Raw genomic sequence first — 25,447 nt, 5'->3', positions numbered from 1 at the left:
CTTTTCATTATAGATCTTATGGGACTTTTTTTCTACAATAAAAACGGCTCCATAATATCTATAGGGGATTTACCCACTACAAATATTATAGAGCCTAAATCAATAGTCTAAACTGCTTGATTTAAAGCTTTTTTACTTTTAATAAGATTTTCTCAGCTTCTTCTACAAACTAAAAATATTATTTTAAACTTAGTTTTTTAATCTGTTTTTTCTTGCTGAGACAATACATTTTTTGAAAAATGGTGGATGCTGATAACAACTGATAGCCAGCAAATAGCATAAGCAGTAGCTGTAAATTCTGTACCGATAAAGTATGTCTTTTCAACTAAGAGCTGACCGATGAATGGAGAGAGGAGATAGAGAAGTCCGATGAGTATATGTTCTTTGTGTTTCATTAAAAATGAACTCTTCCTTCATGATATACATACTTATAGTGATTAGAAACGTAGGAACCTCCGAAATTTACACTAGCGCTTTCTCCTATTCCGATATTTAGTCCACCACTTAAAGTTGAACTACCATTATTAAAGAAATCTCCATTAATTATATAGAATATTCTATCAGCCTGTTCTAAATTTACGTACAATGAACCGGAAAACTGTTTCGACATTCCGTTATAATTTCTATTTATTTCTGTTCTTAATACCCTTATTATACCATGATAGGTTCCATATTCGGTTGTTTCGCAGTAGAAAGAAATAGATGGTTTATAGGAGTTTGTAACAGTTATTTGCGTAGAAATTGTTCTATATGTCTGTGAAGAGCGTTCGTATAAATTTATACCAAGTAAATCTGATGCTTGCTCCAATGTGATATCGTAATCAGTTGCGTATTGATTCACAAGCTGTTGAGCGGTCATAGTTTCGCTCACTATTGTATTAGTATCATCTGCAAAAACAGTTGAGCAGAAAAATAGTGAAAAGATAGCAACAAAAGTAATTAAGATTTTTTTCATAATATTCACACTTTCTGAAAAAGAGCTAAAATAAATTTTTATAATAGAAATCTTTTGTTAATGAAGTGTAAGCTTACTCAAATTATAGTTTCCGATTTTTTCTCCTTTCTAAAGTAAGCCTTTTCATAAATACATTTTATAATTTTTAGAGTAAAAAGTCAAGTGATTTATTGTATAGTGAAATGAAATATGTCAATCAAAAGTGAAAGTGAAATGAAATAAAAACTCAATAAATTGATTGAGAAATTCAAACCAATTTCTAATAATGTTTTAGAAACAACAGTATACTGCTCCAGATTCAACCTGTTCTATTATTAAACTATCACTTACATTTCTCTCAATCTTACAAAAATGTAAGATTAAAGTCTCTTTTGTAAGGTTAGGTTATGGCAAGCGGTCTTTTTTTGATGTAAACTAGACTCATAAAGAACAAAGGAGTAACATCATGAAACAAATCTTACATAAGAAAAGAAGAAAACCAAGTCACAAAGAAATCGAGCGCGTTCAGCTGGGATGCGCTATGATGCAAGCTACATTTCATTTGATGGGATATTAAGAAAGGAGATTCTCATGACACTTTTAGATGTAAAACACGTTCAAAAAATTTATAAAACTCGTTTTCAGGGCAACCAAGTAGAGGCCCTAAAGGATATTCACTTTACCGTAGAAAAGGGTGATTACGTCGCTATCATGGGTGAGTCTGGTTCTGGTAAATCAACTCTTCTCAATATCCTAGCTATGCTGGATAAACCAACTCGTGGCCAGGTTTACTTGAATGGAACTGATACAGCAACCATTAAAAATTCACAGGCTTCTAGCTTCCGTCGTGAAAAGCTAGGATTTGTCTTCCAAGACTTTAACTTGCTAGATACTCTGTCTGTTAAAGACAATATATTGCTTCCTCTTGTCTTGTCAAGAAGACCCATTACGGAGATGATGAAGAAATTGGTGGTGACAGCTGAGAATCTAGGCATCAACCAATTGCAAGAGAAGTACCCTTACGAGATTTCAGGTGGTCAGAAACAGCGTGTAGCAGTAGCCCGTGCCATCATCACAGAACCTGAAATTCTCCTAGCCGATGAGCCAACAGGAGCCCTTGATTCCAAGTCATCTGCAGCCTTACTTGATGTCTTTGATGAAATCAATGAGCGTGGCCAAACTATTCTCATGGTAACCCACTCCACAGCAGCAGCAAGCAGAGCTAAACGTGTACTCTTTATCAAAGACGGCATTCTTTACAATCAAATCTACCGTGGAGAGAAGACAGAGCGTCAGATGTTCCAAGAAATTTCTGATACCTTGACTGTCATGGCAAGCGAGGTGAATTAGTATGTTTCGATTAACCAATAAGTTAGCGGTATCGAACTTGATTAAAAACCGCAAACTCTACTATCCTTTTGCGTTGGCTGTTCTCTTGGCAGTCACAGTGACCTATCTCTTTTACTCTCTAACCTTTAATCCTAAGATTGCGGAAATTCGTGGAGGAACAACCATTCAGGCTACACTTGGATTTGGTATGTTTGTCGTCACCCTTGCGTCAGCCATTATCGTCCTCTATGCCAATAGTTTTGTTATGAAAAACCGTTCCAAGGAACTGGGAATTTATGGCATGTTGGGCTTGGAGAAGCGTCATCTGATCAGTATGACCTTTAAGGAGTTAGTGGTGTTTGGGATTCTAACTGTTGGAGCAGGTATCGGTATTGGAGCCTTGTTTGACAAGTTGATTTTCGCTTTCCTACTCAAACTGATGAAATTAAAGGTAGAACTAGTCGCTACCTTCCAAATGAATGTTGTCATTGCAGTACTTCTTGTCTTTGGTTTGATTTTCCTAGGCCTCATGTTCCTGAATGCCCTTCGAATTGCCCGTATGAATGCCCTCCAGCTCTCGCGTGAGAAAGCAAGTGGAGAGAAAAGAGGTCGTTTCCTACCTCTCCAAACTATTCTTGGTTCCATAAGTTTAGGGATTGGCTATTATCTTGCCCTTACGGTAACCGATCCTCTTACAGCCCTAACAACTTTCTTCCTAGCTGTTTTGCTGGTTATAATTGGAACCTATCTCTTGTTTAATGCAGGGATTACCGTTTTCCTCCAAATCTTAAAGAAAAACAAGAAATACTATTACCAACCTAATAACCTCATATCTGTTTCCAACTTGATTTTCCGTATGAAGAAAAATGCGGTTGGACTAGCAACTATCGCAATTTTGTCAACAATGGTTTTGGTAACCATGTCAGCAGCGACTAGTATTTTCAATGCCTCAGAAAGCTTTAAAAAAGTTCTAAATCCTCATGATTTTGGGGTTTCAGGGCAAAATGTTGAAAAAGAAGACTTGGACAAACTCTTGAGCCAGTTTGCAAGTGATAAAGGTTATAAGATTAAAGAGAAAGAAGTGCTTCGTTACGCTTACTTTGGTGTTGCAAACCAAGAAGGTAGCAAGTTAACCCTTTTTGAAAAAGGACAAAATCGTGTCCAACCCACAACAGTTTTCATGGTATTTGACCAAAAAGATTATGAAAATATGACTGGCCAAAAATTGTCTCTATCAGGAAATGAGGTCGGACTCTTTGCAAAGAATGAGGGAGTTAAAGAACAGAAAGCTCTAACTCTAAATGATCATCAATTTTCTGTCAAAGAAGAATTTACTAAAGATTTCATTGTAAACCATGTTCCAAATCAGTTTAATATTTTGACTGCTGATTACAATTACCTTGTTGTACCTAATTTACAAGCCTTTTTGGATCAATTCCCAGATTCGGCTATCTATAATCAGTTTTACGGTGGTATGAATGTAAATGCCAACGAAGAAGAACAACTCAAGGTCGCTGAAGAATATGATAAATACCTCAACCAGTTTAATGCTCAATTAAACACGGAAGGTAGCTATGTGTATGGTAGCAATCTAGCAGATGCTAGTGCTCAAATGAGTGCCCTCTTTGGTGGTGTCTTCTTTATCGGTATTTTCCTATCCATTATCTTTATGGTCGGAACGGTTCTGGTCATCTATTACAAACAAATTTCTGAAGGCTATGAAGACCGTGAACGCTTTATTATCTTGCAGAAAGTCGGTTTAGATCAAAAGCAAATCAAGCAAACCATTAACAAACAGGTTTTAACTGTTTTCTTCCTCCCTTTGCTCTTTGCTTTCCTACACCTAGCCTTTGCCTACCATATGCTTAGTCTGATTTTAAAAGTGATTGGTGTACTGGATGCGACTATGATGTTGACAGTGACTTTGTCTATCTGCGCTGTCTTCCTCATCGCCTATGTGCTGATTTTCATGATTACTTCAAGAAGCTATCGCAAGATTGTGCAAATGTAAAAAAGAATACCTCGACTTCAAAATCGAGGTATTTCTTATGTTCTAAATGCTGAAAAGTTGTCCGAGCAGGAAGGTAACTCCCATAGTTAAGAGGCCAATAGCGAGGTTCCGAATCATAGCTGTTTTGGTTGGTGCTTTTCCAAGTCTGGCACTAGTGTAACCAGTGAGAAGAAGGGCCACACCGACGATAAGGACGGTAGCAGGGATACGGTATTCACTTGGGAAAATGGTAATTGAAAGCATGGGTGGTAAGCTACCAAGGAAAAAAGAAATAAAGCTAGAGATAGCAGCATGCCATGGATTGGTAAACTCTTCATACTCTATCCCATATTTTTCCTCTACCAAAGCCTTGAGCGGATTATTTAAAAAGGCTTTGTTGGTCAAGAGTTGAGCAGAGGTTTCACATTCTCCATTTTGGATATAGGCTGCATAGAGAGACTTTTTGGCTAGTTCCATATCTTGGTCTAGCAAGACTTGCTCACGCGCAACGGCTGCTTCCTCGGTATCTTTTTGAGTTGAAACAGATACATATTCTCCACCAGCCATCGAAAAGGCACCAGCTAAGATAGCTGCAAATCCTGATAAAAAGATAATCCAGATATTACTCGTAGCACTAGCAACCCCGATAACCACACCAGCAATGGAAATAATTCCATCATTGGCACCAAGAACACCCGCACGCAGGATATTTAAACGACCTGCAAAATTTGAATCGATTTCGTGATTTGTTTCTGACATACTATTCTCCTTTTTATCCAGTATAAAGGAAAAATATAGGGAAATCAATCTTTTAAAAGTATCTGAAAAAAGTTGCACGATTTTAATGATATAAAAATGTCGACATCTTCTCTAATAGATCAAACACCGAGGGTAAAGTGTATAGAATATCATAAAGAATTTTAAATTAAATATGAAAATCATTTTGTTCACTTTATAATCGTTTACAAGAGAAAAGTTAGTATTAAATCAAATAAAATCCAAATATTTTACGAACTATTTTTATATTTTCTTCGTAAACCGCTTTACAAGTTCTTAAAAACATGATATAGTAATAAAGCTTAGAAAATGAGATGATGTTTTCTAGCAAATATAAACCCGAGTAAAAAACGCCTACGGACAGGCAGGGTTGAATGCCGAAGCGTGGTTGAAAAACCACATTATTGATAGGGTTAAAAGCCTACTTTTATAAGTTGATGTTAGGACACTTGTCCTAATTCATAAATTTTTAGTGTGGTGAAAGCACACGTCATCTTGTGAAACGATCAATAAAGTACGTAATATTTGCTACTAGAGAGTTAGGAAACATCGGGAACAGACATACTCAACAGAAACAAACATAAAAACGTCAGAAGATTGCAGAGCAGGTGAAAACCTGCTCTTTTTTCATGAGTCAACCTTTAGTCGCCTTCGTCTTCTTGAGGCGCTACAAATACGGTAAAGGAGTATGTCTTGAAAGAGTTAGATCAAAACCAAGCCCCAATTTATGAGGCCATGGTGAAGTTGCGCAAGAAAAGGATTGTTCCCTTTGATGTTCCAGGTCACAAGCGTGGACGGGGAAATCCAGAACTTGTCGAACTGCTAGGTGAAAAATGTGTAGGCATTGATGTTAATTCGATGAAACCCTTGGATAATCTTGGTCACCCCATTTCGATTATTCGGGATGCAGAGGAGCTAGCGGCGGATGCTTTTGGAGCAGCCCATGCCTTTCTCATGATTGGGGGAACAACTTCATCGGTGCAGACTATGATTCTGTCAACCTGCAAGGCTGGAGATAAGATTATTCTGCCACGTAATGTCCATAAATCTGCTATTAATGCGTTGGTTCTATGTGGTGCCATTCCCATCTATATCGAGATGGGTGTAGATCCTAAGATTGGTATCGCTTTAGGTCTTGAAAATGATCGAGTAGCCAAGGCCATAAAGGACCATCCAGATGCCAAGGCCATTTTGATTAACAATCCTACTTACTACGGAATCTGTTCAGACCTAAGGGGATTGACAAAAATGGCTCATGAAGCTGGTATGATGGTTTTAGTAGATGAAGCCCACGGAGCGCATTTGCATTTTACAGATAAACTTCCAATTTCTGCTATGGATGCAGGTGCTGATATGGCAGCAGTCTCCATGCATAAGTCTGGTGGGAGTTTGACCCAAAGTTCCATTTTACTTATTGGGGAGCAGGTGAATCCTGAGTATGTTCGTCAGATAATCAACCTGACCCAGTCTACATCTGCCTCTTATTTGTTAATGTCTAGTTTGGATATTTCACGTCGCAACCTAGCTCTTCGCGGGAAAGAGTCGTTTGAGAAAGTCATTGAGCTATCCGAGTATGCTCGTCGTGAAATCAATGCCATAGGTGGCTACTATGCCTACTCTAAAGAGTTAATAGACGGTGTTTCCGTTTGTGATTTTGACGTGACTAAGTTGTCAGTCTACACCCAGGGTATTGGCTTAACCGGTATTGAGGTTTATGACCTCTTGCGGGATGAATACGATATTCAAATTGAATTTGGTGATATCGGCAATATCTTGGCCTATATTTCCATTGGAGATCGTATCCAAGATATCGAGCGCTTGGTTGGTGCTTTGGCTGATATCAAGAGACTCTACTCAAGAGATGGAAAAGATTTGATTGCTGGAGAATATATCCAACCCGAGTTGGTTCTGTCTCCGCAAGAAGCCTTCTATTCAGAGAGAAGAAGTTTGACCTTAGACGAGTCAGTTGGACAAGTCTGCGGAGAATTTGTCATGTGCTATCCTCCAGGAATTCCTATCTTGGCTCCTGGTGAACGTATTACACGAGAAATTGTAGCCTATATCCAATTTGCTAAGGAACGTGGTTGCTCCCTCCAAGGGACGGAAGATCCAGAGGTCAATCACATCAACGTCATTAAGAGAAAGGAGAACTAGATGGATTTATGGTTTTCTGAAGTTCATACTCCAGATGTGAAATTGTCCTTGAGAACTGCCAAGCAACTCTATGCTGGAAAAAGTGAATGGCAGGATATCGAAGTCTTGGATACGCCAGCTTTTGGGAAAATACTGATCTTAAATGGGCACGTCTTGTTTTCAGATGCAGATGATTTTGTTTACAATGAGATGACCGTACACGTTCCCATGGCTGTCCACCCAAATCCCAAGAAAGTCTTGGTTATTGGGGGTGGTGACGGTGGTGTTGCTCAAGTATTAACCCTCTATCCTGAACTGGAACAAATCGATATTGTGGAACCAGATGAGATGTTGGTTGAGGTCTGTCGTGAGTATTTCCCAGACTTTGCTGCAGGGCTAGATGATCCTCGTGTTACCATTTACTACCAAAATGGTCTTCGTTTTTTACGAAACTGCGAAGATGACTACGATATTATCATCAACGATGCGACAGATCCATTTGGACATACGGAAGGGCTCTTTACCAAGGAATTTTACGGAAACAGCTACAGAGCTTTGAAAGAGGACGGTATCATGATCTATCAGCATGGGAGTCCCTTCTTTGACGAGGATGAGTCAGCTTGCCGAAGCATGCACCGTAAGGTCAATCAAGCCTTTCCAATCAGTCGGGTTTATCAGGCACATATCCCAACTAGTCCTGCTGGCTATTGGTTGTTTGGATTTGCATCGAAAAAATATCACCCTGTCAAAGATTTTGACAAGGAAGGCTGGAAAAAACGCCAGCTTTTCACAGAATACTACACCGCAAACTTACATGTAGGGGCCTTTATGTTGCCCAAGTATGTTGAGGACATTTTAGAAGAAGAGGAAGAAAAAAAATGAGTCGTTTACTAGTTATTGGATGTGGGGGCGTTGCCCAAGTTGCTATTTCAAAGATTTGCCAAGATAGCGAAACCTTTACAGAGATTATGATTGCTAGCCGTACCAAGTCAAAATGCGATGACTTGAAGGCTAAATTGGAAGGCAAAACAAATACTAAAATTGAGACAGCTTCCCTTGATGCAGATAATGTCGAAGAAGTGATTGCTTTGATTGAAAACTACAAGCCAGAAGCCGTTTTGAACGTAGCTTTACCATACCAAGACTTGACCATTATGGACGCTTGTTTAGCGACTGGAGTTCACTATATCGACACAGCTAACTACGAGGCAGAGGATACAGAAAATCCTGAGTGGCGTGCCATCTATGAGAAACGTTGCAAAGAACTTGGTTTTACAGCCTACTTTGACTACTCATGGCAATGGGCTTATCAGGAGAAATTCAAAGAAGCTGGCTTGACCGCTCTTCTTGGTTCTGGTTTTGATCCAGGTGTGACTAGTGTCTTTTCAGCCTATGCCCTCAAACACTATTTTGATGAAATCCACTATATCGACATTTTAGACTGTAATGGCGGTGACCACGGTTATCCATTTGCGACCAACTTCAACCCAGAAATCAATCTACGCGAGGTTTCTGCGCCAGGTTCTTACTGGGAAGATGGAAAATGGGTCGAAGTCGAAGCCATGTCTATCAAGCGCGAGTATGATTTCCCTCAAATTGGACAAAAAGATATGTATCTCCTTCACCACGAAGAAATCGAATCATTGGCCAAGAACATTCCAGGTGTCAAACGCATTCGCTTCTTTATGACCTTTGGTCAATCATACTTGACGCACATGAAATGCTTGGAAAATGTCGGTCTCCTTCGTACGGATACCATTAACTTCAACGGCCAAGAAATTGTTCCGATTCAATTTTTGAAAGCTTTGCTTCCAGATCCTGCTAGCCTTGGCCCACGTACTGTAGGTAAAACCAATATTGGCTGTATCTTTACAGGTGTAAAAGATGGCGTTGAAAAGACCATCTACATCTACAATGTCTGCGACCATCAGGAATGCTACGCAGAAGTTGGTTCGCAAGCCATTTCTTACACGACAGGCGTTCCAGCCATGATTGGGGCAAAATTGGTTATGAACGGTACTTGGAAACAAGCTGGAGTTTACAACCTTGAAGAATTGGATCCAGATCCATTCATGGAAGCTTTGAATGAGTATGGTTTGCCATGGGTTGTGGTAGAAAACCCACAAATGGTGGACTAATGAAGCTAGAACAAGTACCCACACCAGCCTATGTCATTGACTTGGCCAAGTTAGAAGCCAACTGCCGTATTTTACAGCAAGTTCAGGAAGAAGCCGGTTGCAAGGTTTTGCTTGCCCAGAAAGCATATTCCCTCTACAAAACCTATCCCTTGATTAGCCAGTATCTGTCAGGTACGACAGCTAGTGGTCTCTATGAGGCCAAGCTAGCTAGAGAAGAATTCCCAGGAGAAGTCCATGTCTTTGCGCCAGCTTTCAAGGATGCGGACTTGGAGGAATTGCTTGAGATAACGGACCATATCGTCTTTAATTCTGAGAGACAGTTGCGTAAACATGGGGCCCGTTGTCGGGAGGCTGGTGTCAGTGTTGGTTTGCGCATCAACCCTCAATGTTCAACTCAAGGAGATCACGCTCTCTATGACCCTTGTGCCCCTGGCTCCCGTTTTGGAGTAACTTCAGACAAGATACCGAGTGATTTGCTGGATTTGGTGGATGGTCTTCATTTTCACACCCTTTGCGAGCAGGGAGCAGATGATTTAGAGACAACTTTGAAAGCAGTAGAAGAGCAATTTGGAGCCTATTTGCATCAGGTCAAATGGCTCAATATGGGGGGCGGACACCACATCACAAGAGAGGACTATGATGTAGATTTGCTGATTTCTGAGATCAAGCGTATCCGAGAAACTTACAATCTTGAAATCTATATCGAGCCTGGTGAAGCCATTGCGCTCAATGCAGGTTATCTAGCAACTGAAGTATTGGATATTGTCGAAAACGGTATGGAAATCTTGGTTTTAGACGCCTCTGCGACCTGCCATATGCCTGATGTACTTGAGATGCCCTATCGTCCACCTTTGAGAAATGGATTTGCCGCTCAGGAAAAAGCCCATACCTATAGACTTTCTTCCAATACCTGTCTGACAGGAGATGTGATTGGTGATTATAGCTTTGAAAATCCAGTTCAAATCGGTGATAGACTTTATTTTGAAGATATGGCTATTTACTCATTTGTCAAAAATAATACCTTTAATGGTATTGGATTGCCAAGTCTCTATCTCATGGATGAGCAGGGTGACTGCAGATTAGTCAAATCTTTTGGTTATCAAGACTTTAAAGGGAGATTATCATGATGGACAGTCCCAAAAAATTAGGCTATCGCATGCCAGCAGAATACGAGCCCCATCATGGTACCCTTATGATATGGCCAACTCGACCAGGTTCATGGCCCTTTCAAGGAAAGGCTGCCAAAAGAGCTTTCAGCCAGATCATTAAGACTATAGCAGAAGGGGAAAGAGTCTATCTTTTGGTTGGCCAAGACTACTTAGCTGAAGCCCAATCTTATCTTGGAGACAAGGTTATTTATCTAGACATTCCCACCAATGATGCCTGGGCGCGTGATACGGGTCCGACCATTCTTATCAATGATGAAGGCCAGAAATTAGCCGTGGATTGGTCTTTCAATGCTTGGGGTGGTGCTGTTGATGGTCTTTATCAAGATTATGAAGATGATAACCAAGTAGCCAGTCGTTTTGCTGAGACCTTGGAAATGCCTGTTTATGATGCCAAGCCTTTTGTACTGGAAGGCGGAGCGATACATAGCGATGGTCAAGGAACCATTCTCGTGACTGAAAGTTGCTTGCTTAGTTCTGGTCGCAATCCTCATCTTAGTAAGGAAGAAATCGAAACCACCTTATTAGAGTGCCTTGGAGCTGAAAAAGTTATCTGGCTTCCTTATGGTATTTATCAGGACGAAACCAATGAACACGTTGACAATGTTGCTGCCTTTGTTGGTCCTGCTGAGCTTGTTTTGGCTTGGACAGACGACAAAAGCGATCCTCAATATGCCATGTCAGCAGCTGATTTAGCGCTTTTAGAAAAGGAAACAGATGCAAAAGGTCGTCAGTTCACCATTCATAAACTTCCAATTCCAGCTCTTCATCAAGTTGTAACCAAAGAGGATTTACCAGGCTACATCTATGAAGAAGGAGAAGAAGAGCGATACGCAGGTGAACGACTAGCAGCTTCCTACGTAAACTTTTATATTGCCAACCAGGCTGTCCTAGTTCCTCAGTTTCAGGATAAAAACGACCAAGTGGCCTTAGATATCCTCAGCAAGTGTTTTCCAGACCGTAAAGTTGTCGGAATACCAGCCAGAGATATTCTTTTAGGTGGTGGCAATATCCACTGTATCACCCAACAAATCCCAGAATAGGAGAAAAAGATGAGAAATGTAAGAGTTGCAGCCATTCAGATGCAATGCGCTAAGGATGTGTCAACAAATATCCAAACCGCAGAGCGTTTAGTACGTCAGGCTGCAGAACAAGGCGCACAAATTATTCTTTTACCCGAATTGTTTGAACGTCCATACTTTTGTCAGGAACGTCAGTATGACTACTACCAGCATGCCCAGTCGGTGACAGACAATACTGCCATTCAGCATTTTAAGGTGATTGCTAAGGAACTACAAGTTGTTTTACCGATCAGTTTCTATGAAAAAGATGGCAATGTCTTGTATAACTCCATTGCCGTTATTGATGCAGATGGGGAAGTGCTGGGTGTTTATCGAAAGACCCACATACCAGATGATCATTACTATCAAGAGAAATTTTACTTTACGCCTGGCAACACAGGTTTCAAGGTCTGGGATACTCGCTATGCCAAGATTGGGATCGGTATCTGTTGGGATCAATGGTTCCCTGAAACAGCGCGCTGTCTTGCATTGAATGGTGCTGAATTGCTCTTTTATCCTACAGCCATCGGTTCAGAGCCGATTTTGGATACAGATAGTTGTGGTCATTGGCAACGTACCATGCAAGGACACGCAGCAGCAAATATTGTTCCAGTCATCGCAGCCAATCGTTATGGATTAGAGGAAGTCGCTCCAAGTGAGGAAAATGGTGGACAGAGTTCCAGTCTTGACTTCTACGGTTCATCCTTTATGACGGATGAAACAGGAGCTATTCTAGAACGAGCTGAAAGACAAGAAGAAGCTGTTCTGTTAGCAACTTATGACCTAGACAAGGGAGCAAGCGAACGCCTAAACTGGGGCTTGTTTCGAGATAGAAGACCCGAAATGTATCAATGGATTACGGACTAGCAAGCAAACCTATATTTACAAATTTTAGAATATCTGACGACTGTCATGATAAAAAAAGCAAATAGCAGTAACCTCTGCCTATTTGCTTTTCTTTTTATAAAATATATTTCTCAATAGCACGCGCAACGCCGTCTTCTTCGTTGCTTGCTGTAACGGCATCCGCAAGAGATTTGACATAATCACTGGCATTTCCCATAGCAATACCAAGGCCTGCAAACTGGAGCATTTCGATATCGTTATTAGCATCGCCCATAGCCATAATCTCTGAGGAATCAATCTTCAAAATATCTGCTAGTCGAGAAAGAGCAGTGGCCTTTGTCGTTCCAAGTGGCATCGCTTCATAAATGACAGGCTGCGAACGAACTCCACTAAATCGTTGGCAAAGCTCCTCAGCAAAACGCTGCTCAAAATCGTCCGTTTGGCTATCTGTCCCCAAAAACATCCCTTGAAACATACGGTACTTGCCACTAGTCGCTTCCTCAAGAGAAATTTCAGTCAGGTCTGAAAAGACCAGCTTGGCATCATTTTGAACAATTTCATTAGGCTTACCACCGAGGACAAAATAATGCTCCTCATCAAAAAGAGTCAACTGAACATCACTTTTTTCAGCTAGGTCATAGAGATATTCGATGTCTGCTGGACTAAGTTCTTGCCAGTCAACTAGTCCCCAGTCACTTGTCTGGTGAGTTGAACAACCGTTATTGACAATGACATACTCATTCTGGAGGTCGAGTCCCAATTTTTTGTAGTAGGGGAGGACACCGAAAAGCGGGCGACCTGTACAGAGAACCAGTTTGACACCTTTTTCAATAGCTTGGTGAATAGCAGTAATGTGAGCTTGTGGGATTTCCTTGGCTTCATTGAGGAGGGTTCCGTCCATATCCAAGGCTAGTAGTTTAATCATAGGTCTTCCTTCTTTTTCTTTTGGTATTATTATAGCATATTTTGGAGGAAAGGAGGAGGAATCTTCGGGCTAATCATGGTATAATAAAAGGTAATGAAAAATTCTAACGAGGCGGAGATGAAATTACTTTATACTGATATTCGGACTTCTTTGACAGAAATTCTAACTAGAGAGGCAGAAGAGTTAGTTGCTGCTGGCAAGCGGGTCTTTTACATCGCTCCCAACTCTCTTTCTTTTGAAAAGGAACGCGCCGTGCTGGAATGCTTGTCCCAGCAGGCTTCTTTTGCGATTACCGTCACGCGCTTTGCTCAAATGGCTCGTTACCTGATTTTGAATGATTTGCCAGCTAAGATCAGTCTTGATGATATCGGTCTTGGTATGGCCTTTTACAGATGTCTTACTGAACTTGATCCAAAAGACTTACGAGTATACGGCGCCATCAAGCAGGATCCTCAGTTTATCCAGCAGTTGATTGATCTTTATCATGAGATGACCAAAGCTCAGATGAGTTTTGTGGACTTGGAGAGTTTGACGGATGAGGATAAGAGAGCCGATTTACTCTTGATTTTTGAGAAAGTAACGGCCTACCTCAATCAAGGGCAGTTAGCTCAGGGAAGTCAGTTATCCCATTTGATTGAAGCTATTGAGAATGACAAGGTAAGTAGTGATTTTACTCAAATCGCCTTGGTTATTGATGGATTTACCCGTTTTTCTGCTGAGGAAGAGCGGATTGTGGACTTACTTCATGCCAAGGGTGTTGAGATTGTTATTGGGGCTTATGTTAGTAAGAAAGCCTATACCAGTCCATTCTCTGAAGGCAATCTCTATCAAGCCAGTGTGGAGTTTCTCCATCATCTAGCCTTTAAATACCAAACACCTGCCCAGGATTATTCTCAAACTCATGAGAAGATGGATAGCTTTGACAAGGCCTCTCGTTTGCTGGAGTCTTCTTATGACTTTTCAGAGCTCACTTTGGAGGTCAATGATAAGGACCGTGAAAACCTGCAAATCTGGTCTTGTTTGACGCAAAAGGAAGAGTTGGAGTTGGTGGCTCGGAGCATTCGTCAGAAATTACATGAGAACTCAGACCTGAGTTACAAGCATTTTCGTATTCTCTTGGGGGATGTAGCTTCTTACCAGTTATCGCTGAAAACCATTTTTGACCAGTATCAGATTCCTTTCTATCTTGGTAGAAGCGAATCCATGGCCCACCACCCTTTGACACAGTTTGTCGAGTCTATTTTGGCTTTAAAACGCTACCGTTTCCGTCAGGAGGATTTGATAAACCTTCTTAGAACAGGTTTGTATACCGACCTTAGTCAGTCAGATATTGACGCATTTGAGCAATATATCCGCTATCTTGGTATCAATGGCTTGCCAGCCTTTCAGCAAACCTTCACAAAATCCCATCATGGAAAATTTGATTTAGTTCGTTTGAATACTCTTCGTCTGCGTATTTTAGCCCCTCTTGAAACCCTATTTGCCAGCCGAAAGCAGAAGGCTGAAAATCTCTTGCAAAAGTGGAAGGTCTTTCTAAAAGAAGGAGCGGTGACCAAGCAGTTGCAAGATTTGACAGCCACTATGGAAACTCTTGAACAGGAAAGACAAGCTGAAGTTTGGAAGGCATTCTGTCATGTTTTAGAACAATTTGCGACTGTTTTTGCTGGTTCACAAGTTAGTCTGGAGGACTTCCTAGCCTTGCTTCATTCTGGGATGAGTCTATCTCAGTACCGTACCATTCCAGCGACAGTGGACACCGTTCTGGTGCAGAGTTACGATTTGATTGCACCACTGACTGCTGACTTTGTCTATGCCATTGGGCTGACTCAAGACAATTTACCAAAAATCGCGCAAAATACTAGCCTTTTGACAGATGAAGAAAGACAAAGCTTAAACCAAGCGACTGAAGAGGAAGCGCAATTGCTGATTGCCAGCAGTGAAAATCTCAAGAAAAATCGCTATACTATGATTTCCTTGGTCAATTCTGCACGTAAGCAGTTGGTTTTGTCAGCTCCAAGCCTTTTTAATGAGAGTGAAAGCAAGGAGTCAACCTATCTTCAGGAGCTAGTCCATTTTGGATTTAGTCGGAAAGAGAAGAGGATGAATCACAAAGGGATGTCTAAGGAAGATATGGGGTCCTATCACAGTCTTTTGTCCAGTCTGGTTACCTATCACCAGCAGGGCGAGATGAGTGAGACTGAGCAAGATTTGACCTTTGTCAAGGTTCTGGCGCGTGTCATGGGTAAAAAACTAGACCAAAAAGGTTTAGAAAATCCAGCACTCCCAACCAGCCTAAGCAGTAAGCAGTTGGCTAAGGATACCTTACAAGCTCTCTATCCTGCTGAACAGGAATTTTACCTGTCTACCTCTGGTTTGACGGAGTTTTACCGGAACCAATACAGTTATTTCCTCCGCTACGTTTTAGGCTTGCAGGAAGAATTACGTCTGCGTCCTGATGCCCGCAGTCACGGGAATTTCTTGCATCGTATTTTTGAACGTGCCTTGCAGTTGCCTGACGAAGCTCCCTTTGACCACCGTCTAGAACAAGCTATTCAAGAAACCAGTCAAGAACGGGAATTTGAGGCTATTTATCAGGAAAGTTTGGAAGCCCAGTTTACCAAGGAAGTTTTGCTTGATGTTGCACGGACAACTGGACATATTCTCCGACACAATCCAGCCATCGAAACCATTAAAGAAGAGGCAAATTTTGGTGGAAAAGAGCAAGCCTTTATTCAATTGGACAATGGTCGCAGTGTCTTTGTACGAGGTAAGGTTGACCGGATTGACCGTTTGAAAGCTGATGGAGCGATAGGAGTAGTAGACTACAAGTCTAGTCTAACTCAGTTCCAATTTCCTCATTTCTTTAATGGCCTCAATTCCCAGTTGCCAACCTATCTAGCTGCCTTAAAAAGAGAAGGGGAGCAGAACTTTTTCGGCGCTATGTACTTGGAAATGGCTGAGCCTGTCCAATCTTTGATGGCCGTTAAAAGTCTGGCAGGTGCAGTAGTAGAAGCTAGCAAGTCAATGAAATACCAAGGGCTTTTTTTAGAAAAAGAAAGCAGTCATTTGGGTGAATTTTACAATAAAAATAAGGCCAATCAGCTGACGGATGAGGAATTTCAGCTCCTACTGGACTACAATGCCCAACTTTACAAGAAAGCAGCTGAGAAAATTTTAGAAGGTCAGTTCGCCATTAACCCTTATACTGAAAATGGCAGAAGTATTGCACCGTATGTTCAGCAACATCAAGCCATCACAGGATTTGAAGCTAATTACCACTTGGGCCAAGCCCGTTTTCTAGAAAAGTTGGACTTGGCTGACGGCAAGCGTCTTGTCGGAGAAAAACTCAAGCAAGCTTGGTTTGAAAAAATAAGAGAGGAGTTGAATCAATGAAGCCTATTCCCTTTTTAACTGAGGAAGAAATTCAAAAATTGCAAGAAGCAGAAGCGAATTCGAGCAAGGAACAAAAGAAAACTGCTGAGCAAATTGAAGCCATCTACACTTCTGGTCAAAATATCCTTGTCTCAGCGTCTGCTGGTTCTGGGAAGACTTTTGTCATGGCCGAGCGCATTCTAGACCAATTGGCGCGTGGTGTGGAAATCAGTCAACTCTTTATCTCAACCTTTACCGTCAAGGCTGCGACTGAACTTAAGGAGCGCTTGGAAAAGAAAATCAGCCAACAAATCCAAGAAAGCGATGACGTTGACCTCAAACAACACTTAGGCCGTCAGTTGGCAGACCTACCCAACGCTGCCATTGGTACCATGGACTCTTTCACACAAAAATTCCTTGGCAAACATGGCTATCTGATTGACATTGCGCCTAATTTCCGTATTTTACAAAACCAGAGCGAGCAACTCCTTCTAAAAAACGAAGTCTTCCATGAGGTCTTTGAAGCGCATTACCAGGGTAAACAGCAAGCAAAGTTTAGTCATTTGCTGAAAAACTTTGCTGGACGTGGAAAAGATGAACGGGGGCTACGCCAGCAAGTCTATAAAATCTATGACTTCCTCCAATCCACCAGCAACCCTCAGAAATGGTTAAGTAAGTCTTTCCTAAAAGGCTTTGAAAAAGCTGATTTTACCAGTGAAAAAGAAAAACTGACTGAGCAAATCAAGCAAGCCCTTTGGGACTTGGAAAGCTTTTTCCGTTACCATCTGGATAATGATGCTAAGGAGTTTCCAAAGGCTGCTTATCTAGAAAATGTTCAGTTGATTTTAGATGAAATTGGCTCCTTAAATCAAGAGTCCGATAGTCAGGCTTATCAGGCAGTGCTTGCGCGTGTTGTCACCATCTCGAAGGAGAAAAATGGTCGGGCTCTGACCAATGCAAGTCGTAAGGCTGATTTGAAGCCCCTGGCTGATGCCTACAACGAAGAGAGAAAGACCCAGTTTGCTAAACTAGGACAGCTGTCAGACCAGATAAGCATTCTCGACTATCAAGAACGTTATCATGAAGACACATGGGAACTAGCTAAGACTTTCCAAACCTTCATGAGGGATTTTGTGGAGGCTTATCGCCAGCGTAAACGTCAGGAAAATGCCTTTGAATTCGCTGATATCAGCCATTACACTATTGAGATTTTAGAGAATTTTACTCAAGTTCGTGAGGCTTATCAGGAACGCTTCCACGAAGTCATGGTCGATGAGTATCAGGATACCAACCACATTCAAGAACGGATGTTGGAATTGCTGTCGAATGGTCACAATCGCTTTATGGTGGGGGATATCAAGCAGTCCATCTATCGTTTTCGTCAGGCAGATCCGCAGATTTTTAATGAAAAATTCCAACGCTATGCACAGAATCCTAAAGTGGGCAAGTTAATTCTGCTCAAGGAAAATTTCCGTAGTAGTTCAGAAGTGCTGTCAGCAACCAATGATGTTTTTGCACGCCTTATGGACCAAGAAGTCGGAGAAATCAACTATGACAGCATGCACCAGCTTGTCTTTGCCAATACCAAACTGACTCCTAATCCAGATAACAAGGCAGAATTTCTCCTCTACGATAAGGACGACAGTGGGCAAGAGGAAAAAGAGAGCCAAGCAGATACTAAACTCACAGGTGAAATGCGCCTAGTCATTAAGGAGATTCTGAGACTTCATCAGGAAAAAGGTGTTGCTTTTAAAGAAATTGCCCTTTTGACTTCCAGCCGCAGTCGTAATGATCAAATTCTCCTTGCCTTGTCTGAGTACGGGATACCTGTCAAAACAGACGGCGAGCAAAACAATTATCTCCAATCCCTAGAAGTGCAAGTCATGCTAGACACTCTTCGTGTCATTCATAATCCCCTGCAAGACTATGCCTTGGTTGCTCTCATGAAGTCTCCTATGTTTGGATTTGATGAGGACGAGTTGGCACGCTTGTCTCTCCAGAAAGCAGAAGATAAAGTTCAAGAAAATCTCTATGAAAAACTGGTCAATGCTCAAAAACAAGTAGCTAGCCAGAAAAACTTAATTCATACGGATTTAACTGAAAAACTAAATCAATTCATGGATATCTTGGCTTCTTGGCGTCTGTATGCCAAAACTCACTCTCTCTATGACTTGATTTGGAAGATTTACAACGACCGTTTTTACTATGACTATGTTGGAGCTTTGCCAAATGGCCCTGCTAGACAGGCCAATCTCTATGCCCTAGCTCTTCGGGCTGACCAGTTTGAAAAGAGCAATTTCAAGGGCTTGTCTCGTTTTATCCGTATGATTGACCAAGTTTTAGAAGCCCAGCACGATCTTGCAAGCGTGGCAGTTGCACCGCCTAAGGATGCTGTAGAACTCATGACCATTCACAAGAGTAAAGGGCTGGAGTTTCCTTACGTTTTTATTCTCAATATGGATCAGGACTTCAATAAGCAAGACAGCATGTCAGAAGTCATTCTCAGTCGTAAAAATGGACTAGGTGTCAAATACATTGCCAAAATGGAGACAGGAGCAGTAGAAGCTCACTATCCGAAAACCATCAAGCTCTCTATTCCTAGCCTGACCTATAGGCAGAATGAAGAGGAATTACAGCTGGCAAGCTACTCAGAGCAGATGCGTCTCCTTTATGTTGCCATGACGCGGGCTGAGAAAAAGATCTATCTTGTCGGCAAGGGTTCGCGTGAAAAGCTGGAATCCAAGGAATACCCAGAAGCTAAAAATGGGAAACTAAATAGCAATACCAGACTGCAAGCCAAGAATTTCCAAGATTGGCTTTGGGCTATTACCAAAGTGTTTGCCAAGGACAATCTCAACTTTAGTTATCGTTTTGTTGGCGAAGATCAGTTGACTAGAGAAGCTATCGGTGAGTTGGAAAACAAGAGCCCTCTACAAGATAGCTCTCAAGCAGACAATCGCCAGTCTGAAACCATCAAAGAAGCACTGGAAATGCTGAAAGAGGTGGAAGTTTATAATACTCTTCACCGCGCAGCCATTGAACTGCCAAGTGTTCAAACTCCAAGTCAAATCAAGAAATTCTACGAACCAGTTATGGATATGGAAGGTGTCGAGATTGCAGGTCAAGGCCAGTCAGTAGACAAGAAAATTAGCTTTGAGTTACCAGATTTTTCAACCAAAGAAAAGGTAACAGGAGCTGAGATTGGTAGTGCTACCCACGAACTGATGCAGAGAATTGACCTCAGTCAGCGACCAACCCTTGCTAGCCTAACAGAAACTCTCAAACACGTTCAAACCAGCCCAGCTGTCAGAGACAAAATCAATCTTGATAAAATTCTTGCATTCTTTGACACAGCACTCGGTCAGGAAATTCTCTCTAATACCAACCATCTTTATCGCGAGCAACCTTTCTCCATGCTCAAACGAGACCAAAAGAGTCAGGAAGACTTTGTTGTCCGTGGTATCCTTGATGGCTATCTGCTTTACGAGGACAGAATTGTTCTGTTCGACTATAAGACAGACCGCTATGATGAACCAAGTCAACTCATAGACCGTTATCGTGGTCAGTTAGCCCTATACGGAGAGGCTTTATCTCGAGCCTATTCGATTGAAAATATTGACAAATACTTGATTTTACTCGGTAAAGACGAGGTTCAAGTTGTAAAAGTATAATCTAGAAAGGAGACCTCATGACACTTCCAGTTAGAAAATCCCTGCATGATGCGGTTTTACAGGCTTCAAAAGCTGATACTTGGGAACAAGCTACCAAGGAATGGAATGAAGTTTCCTTGATTTTTAACGGTATCGGCCGTAGCAATTGTGTCTGTGGAAATGCCATCAAATACGCCTACGAACTCTTTAACGGAGTGACTGGTCAACGACTATTTCCTATAGGTAGCGACTGCGTTCGTCATTTTCATCGATTGTCTCTTGACCAGCAATTGGAAGAGGAAGAAAAACTGCTAAGAAAGGTTGAAAATCTAACCAGAAAAGCTCAGAAAAAGGAAAAAATCAAGGTCAATAAAAGTGACTTTGACGAGCGACTTCTAAAATGGCTCTGGGAAAAAGGTGTTTTCAAACCCAATCGTGGCAATCAATTTGCGCCTGAGAGAGACTACCAGCTTTTCCTAGAAGTCTTTCAGGGAGGAAGTTGGACCAAGGCAGAGCCTAAGAAGAAGGCTCGGATGGAAGAAGTCCTTGAAAAGTGTATCAAACCCTTTTTACTTGGAAAACCAGATGACCAACTCTACCTTGTCAAGCTAGGCAAGGAGAAAATTGATTACGAACAAGAACTCCGTATCCAAGCAGAGAAAGAGCGCAAAAAGAGAGATAAAATCGCCAAGCAGTACGCTGACAATCTCATTCTTGCCATGGGACCTGCAGAACGAGCCTATCAAGATTACTTTGGCTTTACGGAGACCTTGACTCAAGAAGAACGCAAGTGGGAGAAAATTCTTTTTGGTAAAAATCGAACAGAACGGGCTATCAAGGCCAAACAAAACCAAAAAGAGTTGGAAAAGGATCAGAGAATTGCAAGTCAAGATCCTATTGAACGAAAGCAGAAGCAGACTTGGCTTCTTAATTCCTATTTTCATGATTTGCCTGATGAAAAAGCCAGATTTGCTCGACTCTTGCTAGAGTATCGAAAAAGTGGTGAAGTACCCTTTTCAGATGATTACTTATCTGGGAATCTCATCGACTTTTTCTACAAGATGAAAGCCTTTGAGTTTGAGATTGAACCAGAACAAGTCCGCGATTTTCTAAAAGAAAGCCTCCAGGCAGATAATCTCTCCTCAGCACAGGAAAACTGGATAGAGGGAATTCTGACAAATTGCATAGTCCCATTTTTATCTCGAATACTCATCTAAAACTAAATATATAAGTCTTAGAATTTTATATAAAGTTAATATATAAATTAAGTGGATTTGAAATCAGCCTTCCTTTATAAAGTAGCTATTACAAACAAAAGCTTGTGCAAAAAAGACTAATTTATGATAGAATAGAGGATAAGAAAGAAAACGTTTTTACAATTTTTTCAATCCGAAGGAGATATATTATGGCTACTATTCAATGGTTTCCTGGTCACATGTCTAAGGCGCGACGACAGGTTCAGGAAAATTTAAAATTTGTTGATTTTGTGACGATTTTGGTGGATGCACGCTTACCTCTATCTAGTCAAAATCCTATGTTAACCAAAATCGTTGGTGAAAAACCAAAACTCTTGATTTTAAACAAGGCAGACTTGGCTGATCCAGCAATGACCAAGGAATGGCGCCAGTATTTTGAATCACAAGGAATTCAGACGCTAGCTATCAACTCCAAAGAGCAAGTTACTGTAAAAGTTGTAACAGATGCTGCCAAAAAACTCATGGCGGATAAGATTGCTCGCCAAAAGGAACGTGGTATCCAGATTGAAACCTTGCGTACCATGATTATCGGGATTCCAAATGCTGGCAAATCAACTCTCATGAATCGTTTGGCTGGTAAGAAAATTGCCGTTGTCGGCAATAAACCAGGTGTGACCAAGGGGCAACAATGGCTCAAAACCAATAAAGACCTGGAAATCTTGGATACACCAGGGATTCTTTGGCCTAAGTTTGAGGATGAAACTGTTGCGCTTAAGTTGGCCTTGACTGGAGCTATTAAAGACCAGTTGCTTCCTATGGATGAGGTAACTATTTTTGGTCTCAATTATTTCAAAGTACATTATCCAGAAAAGCTGGCTGAACGCTTCAAACAAATGAAAATTGAAGAAGAAGCGCCTGTTATTATTATGGATATGACCCGTGCTCTCGGTTTCCGTGACGACTATGACCGCTTTTACAGTCTCTTCGTGAAGGAAGTCCGTGATGGCAAACTCGGTAACTATACCTTAGATACATTGGAAGACCTCGATGGTGACGATTAAAGAAATCAAAGAACTCCTTGCTACTGTCAAAGACCTTGATAGTCCTATTTTTTTAGAGCTTGAAAAGGATAATCGCTCTGGAGTTCAAAAGGAAATCAGCAAGTGTAAAAAAGCTATTCAGGCAGAATTAGATGAGGATCTTCGTTTAGAATCCATGCTTTCCTATGAAAAAGAACTTTACAAGCAAGGATTGACATTAATTGCTGGTGTTGATGAGGTTGGTCGTGGTCCTCTGGCTGGGCCTGTAGTCGCTGCAGCCGTTATGTTACCTCAAAATTGTAAAATTAAAGGTCTCAACGACAGCAAGAAAATCCCTAAAAAGAAACATCTGGAGATTTTCCAAACCGTTCAGGAGCAAGCCTTGTCAATCGGCATTGGTATCATGGATAATCAGGTCATTGACCAAGTCAATATCTATGAAGCAACCAAACTAGCCATGCGGGAAGCAATCTCCCAGCTCAGTCCTCAACCTGAGCACCTTTTGATAGATGCCATGAAACTGGACTTACCCATTTCACAAACATCTATCATCAAAGGAGATGCCAACTCCCTCTCTATCGCAGCAGCATCTATAGTAGCTAAGGTGACACGTGATGAATTGATGAAGGAATACGACCAGCAATTTCCTGGCTATGATTTCGCTGCTAATGCAGGATATGGAACAGCTAAACACCTAGAAGGACTCGAAAAACTAGGAGTTACCCCAATTCACCGAACCAGTTTTGAACCAGTAAAATCACTGGTTTTAGGAGAAAAAGAAAGTTAAGTTAGAAGGAATGATTATGGAGGAACAGTCAGAAACACTCAGTTCCAAGAAAGAATTTGCCTTTGCCTCAAGCACCATATTATCCCAAGTTGGACGAGGAATCATCGTCGGTCTCGTTGTTGGAATTATCGTTGGATCCTTTCGTTTCTTAATTGAAAAAGGATTCCACCTGATACAAGGATTTTATCAAGATCAAGCGCACCTAGTGCGCAATCTTTTTGTACTGGTTTTATTTTACATACTCATCTGCTTGCTCAGTGCTAAACTAACACGGTCAGAAAAAGATATCAAAGGCTCAGGAATTCCTCAAGTCGAAGCCGAATTAAAGGGCTTGATGACTCTCAACTGGTGGGGCGTTCTTTGGAAAAAATATATTCTAGGAATTCTTGCTATTGCAAGTGGCCTTATGCTGGGGCGCGAAGGGCCAAGTATTCAACTTGGAGCAGTCGGTGGTAAAGGAATTGCCAAATGGCTCAAATCCAGTCCAGTAGAGGAACGCTCCTTGATTGCTAGTGGAGCTGCCGCTGGTCTAGCTGCAGCCTTTAATGCACCGATTGCAGGACTTCTCTTTGTGGTAGAAGAAGTTTATCACCATTTTTCACGCTTTTTCTGGGTATCTACTCTCGCAGCTAGTCTCGTAGCAAACTTTATCTCACTGCTCATATTTGGCCTAACACCCGTACTGGATATGCCAGACAACATCCCACTCATGACCCTAGATCAGTATTGGATATATCTCCTCATGGGAATTTTTCTCGGGCTTTCCGGTTTTCTATATGAGAAAGCTGTATTAAACGTCGGAAGAGTTTATGATTGGCTTGGTAAAAAAATCCGTTTGGATAGAGCTTATTATCCAATTTTTGCATTTATTCTCATCATACCAGTCGGAATCTTCTTACCCCAAATCCTTGGTGGTGGAAATCAGCTGGTTCTTTCCCTAACTGAGCAAGATTTTAGTTTCCAAGTTCTATTAGTTTACTTTTTGATTCGCTTTGTTTGGAGCATGATTAGTTATGGAAGTGGCCTTCCAGGAGGAATTTTCCTACCAATTTTGGCGCTTGGCTCCTTACTTGGTGCTCTAGTTGGTGTTATTTGTGTCAATCTTGGGCTTGTCAGTCAAGAGCAGTTTCCTATATTTGTCATTCTAGGAATGAGTGGCTATTTTGGAGCAATATCTAAGGCTCCCTTAACTGCTATGATACTCGTAACTGAGATGGTAGGAGATATTCGCAACCTCATGCCACTTGGATTAGTAACCTTGATCGCCTACATCATCATGGATCTACTCAAGGGTGCGCCAGTCTATGAGGCTATGTTGGAAAAAATGTTGCCAGAAGAAGCGACAGATGAAGGAGAAGTCACCCTCATTGAAATCCCAGTTTCAGATAAAATAGCAGGAAAACAAGTACACGAACTCAATTTGCCACACAACATCCTCATCACCACTCAAGTCCATAATGGCAAGAGCCAAACCGTTAACGGTTCAACCAGAATGTATCTCGGAGATATGATTCACCTAGTGATTCCAAAAAGCGAAATTGGGAAAGTCAAAGATTTGTTGTTGTAGGAGTTTTTACATAATTTATGTTATGTAAAAAATAAACTTCTTAATTAAATATATTAGAAAACCGATTCTCAGCAATGAGATCGGTTATTTTTTACAGATAAGATATTTCACATACAAATAATTGAACTATAGTAAAAACAAGACTATAATTAAGTTATAAATGATAAAGCTAGAAAGGAGTTTACTGTATCAAATCTTTACAGTAAGATTAAAATCATGAAAAAGAAAACAATAGCAATTATACAATGTATTTTGTATCTCACAGCTCCTTATATAGCTCTTCAGTTATGTAGAATGAACAGAAGTATCGTTACTGATAGTCTCTTTTTTATTTTCCTTATTCTGTTGACTATTTCATTCTGGTTTAGTATTTGGAAGCTAGAAAAAGCACTAGCTAATGATTCACAATGAAACTGCAAAGATTTAAATCCATTTTACGCAAAAACTGGAAAATTTTGTACTTTTTCCTAAACAGTGGATAAGCCCTTGATACAACTGGGTTTAAGACGTAAAGTACACTCTCTAAAAATTGTACT

At 41.0% G+C, this 25,447-nt stretch carries 18 protein-coding genes; 14 read left to right on the top strand and 4 right to left on the bottom strand.

Features of this window, described 5'->3' with window-relative positions:
* Window positions 1–197: 197 nt before the first annotated feature.
* Both B7698_RS00935 and B7698_RS00930 read right to left on the bottom strand, forming a co-directional pair.
* Window positions 198–395, bottom strand: a complete 198-nt coding sequence (locus B7698_RS00935) for a hypothetical protein (protein ID WP_050223462.1) — start codon at window positions 393–395, stop codon at window positions 198–200.
* A complete protein-coding gene (locus tag B7698_RS00930) occupies window positions 395–955 on the bottom strand; it encodes a hypothetical protein (protein ID WP_084864358.1) in 561 nt (186 codons plus the stop codon). Before B7698_RS00930 ends, B7698_RS00935 begins: the two co-directional genes overlap by 1 nt.
* Window positions 956–1,525: 570 nt before the next feature.
* On the opposite strand from B7698_RS00930, the gene B7698_RS00925 reads away from it, so the two are divergent.
* Entirely contained in the window at window positions 1,526–2,284 is a 759-nt protein-coding gene (locus B7698_RS00925; RefSeq protein ID WP_000173372.1) for an ABC transporter ATP-binding protein, read from the top strand.
* A 1-nt stretch (window position 2,285) separates the two neighbouring features.
* Window positions 2,286–4,274, top strand: a complete 1,989-nt coding sequence (locus B7698_RS00920) for an ABC transporter permease (RefSeq protein WP_084864357.1) — start codon at window positions 2,286–2,288, stop codon at window positions 4,272–4,274.
* A 42-nt stretch (window positions 4,275–4,316) separates the two neighbouring features.
* Here the strand turns inward: B7698_RS00920 and B7698_RS00915 are convergent, their stop codons facing one another.
* Window positions 4,317–5,012, bottom strand: coding sequence for a VIT1/CCC1 transporter family protein (locus tag B7698_RS00915; protein ID WP_000005264.1), 696 nt, complete (start codon window positions 5,010–5,012; stop codon window positions 4,317–4,319).
* 711 nt (window positions 5,013–5,723) lie between these two features.
* Here B7698_RS00915 and B7698_RS00905 point away from each other — a divergent pair.
* From B7698_RS00905 to aguB, 6 genes are read left to right on the top strand one after another with little or no spacing between them, the layout of a single operon-like run.
* Window positions 5,724–7,184, top strand: coding sequence for an aminotransferase class I/II-fold pyridoxal phosphate-dependent enzyme (locus B7698_RS00905; RefSeq protein WP_084864356.1), 1,461 nt, complete (start codon window positions 5,724–5,726; stop codon window positions 7,182–7,184).
* Window positions 7,185–8,045 (top strand): polyamine aminopropyltransferase, encoded by an 861-nt coding sequence (gene speE / locus B7698_RS00900; RefSeq protein ID WP_084864355.1) that lies wholly within the window; start codon window positions 7,185–7,187, stop codon window positions 8,043–8,045.
* The gene (locus tag B7698_RS00895) at window positions 8,042–9,301 is read left to right on the top strand and encodes a saccharopine dehydrogenase family protein (RefSeq protein WP_084864354.1); all 1,260 of its coding nucleotides are present in this window, start codon (window positions 8,042–8,044) and stop codon (window positions 9,299–9,301) included. Before speE ends, B7698_RS00895 begins: the two co-directional genes overlap by 4 nt.
* Window positions 9,301–10,428: a carboxynorspermidine decarboxylase gene (nspC, locus tag B7698_RS00890; protein ID WP_084864353.1), complete on the top strand. Its 1,128-nt coding sequence runs from the start codon at window positions 9,301–9,303 to the stop codon at window positions 10,426–10,428. Before B7698_RS00895 ends, nspC begins: the two co-directional genes overlap by 1 nt.
* On the top strand, window positions 10,425–11,510 hold the full coding sequence (aguA, locus tag B7698_RS00885; protein ID WP_084864352.1) for an agmatine deiminase: 1,086 nt from the start codon (window positions 10,425–10,427) through the stop codon (window positions 11,508–11,510). The genes nspC and aguA overlap by 4 nt, the downstream gene beginning before the upstream one ends.
* 9 nt (window positions 11,511–11,519) lie before the next feature.
* A complete protein-coding gene (aguB, locus tag B7698_RS00880) occupies window positions 11,520–12,395 on the top strand; it encodes an N-carbamoylputrescine amidase (protein ID WP_001246745.1) in 876 nt (291 codons plus the stop codon).
* 94 nt (window positions 12,396–12,489) lie between these two features.
* Here the strand turns inward: aguB and B7698_RS00875 are convergent, their stop codons facing one another.
* On the bottom strand, window positions 12,490–13,299 hold the full coding sequence (locus B7698_RS00875) for a Cof-type HAD-IIB family hydrolase (RefSeq protein ID WP_000593586.1): 810 nt from the start codon (window positions 13,297–13,299) through the stop codon (window positions 12,490–12,492).
* A gap of 117 nt (window positions 13,300–13,416) precedes the next feature.
* Here B7698_RS00875 and rexB point away from each other — a divergent pair, with 117 nt between their 5' ends.
* The 6 genes from rexB to B7698_RS00845 all read left to right on the top strand — a co-directional run bounded on the left by rexB (window position 13,417) and on the right by B7698_RS00845 (window position 24,911).
* On the top strand, window positions 13,417–16,692 hold the full coding sequence (rexB, locus tag B7698_RS00870) for an ATP-dependent nuclease subunit B (protein ID WP_084864361.1): 3,276 nt from the start codon (window positions 13,417–13,419) through the stop codon (window positions 16,690–16,692).
* The gene (gene addA, locus B7698_RS00865; protein WP_084864351.1) at window positions 16,689–20,342 is read left to right on the top strand and encodes a helicase-exonuclease AddAB subunit AddA; all 3,654 of its coding nucleotides are present in this window, start codon (window positions 16,689–16,691) and stop codon (window positions 20,340–20,342) included. The genes rexB and addA overlap by 4 nt, the downstream gene beginning before the upstream one ends.
* 17 nt (window positions 20,343–20,359) lie before the next feature.
* On the top strand, window positions 20,360–21,538 hold the full coding sequence (locus B7698_RS00860) for a hypothetical protein (RefSeq protein WP_084864350.1): 1,179 nt from the start codon (window positions 20,360–20,362) through the stop codon (window positions 21,536–21,538).
* 188 nt (window positions 21,539–21,726) lie between these two features.
* Window positions 21,727–22,578, top strand: coding sequence for a ribosome biogenesis GTPase YlqF (ylqF, locus tag B7698_RS00855; RefSeq protein WP_084864349.1), 852 nt, complete (start codon window positions 21,727–21,729; stop codon window positions 22,576–22,578).
* Window positions 22,565–23,344, top strand: a complete 780-nt coding sequence (locus B7698_RS00850) for a ribonuclease HII (protein ID WP_084864348.1) — start codon at window positions 22,565–22,567, stop codon at window positions 23,342–23,344. The genes ylqF and B7698_RS00850 overlap by 14 nt, the downstream gene beginning before the upstream one ends.
* A 16-nt stretch (window positions 23,345–23,360) precedes the next feature.
* The gene (locus tag B7698_RS00845) at window positions 23,361–24,911 is read left to right on the top strand and encodes a ClC family H(+)/Cl(-) exchange transporter (protein ID WP_084864360.1); all 1,551 of its coding nucleotides are present in this window, start codon (window positions 23,361–23,363) and stop codon (window positions 24,909–24,911) included.
* The last annotated feature ends 536 nt before the right edge of the window (window positions 24,912–25,447 follow it).

The organism is Streptococcus mitis (assembly GCF_002096855.1).
Lineage (GTDB): Bacteria > Bacillota > Bacilli > Lactobacillales > Streptococcaceae > Streptococcus > Streptococcus mitis_Y.
The sequence above is the reverse complement of the archived record's forward strand: the minus strand, read 5'-3'. Positions and strand labels throughout refer to the sequence as shown.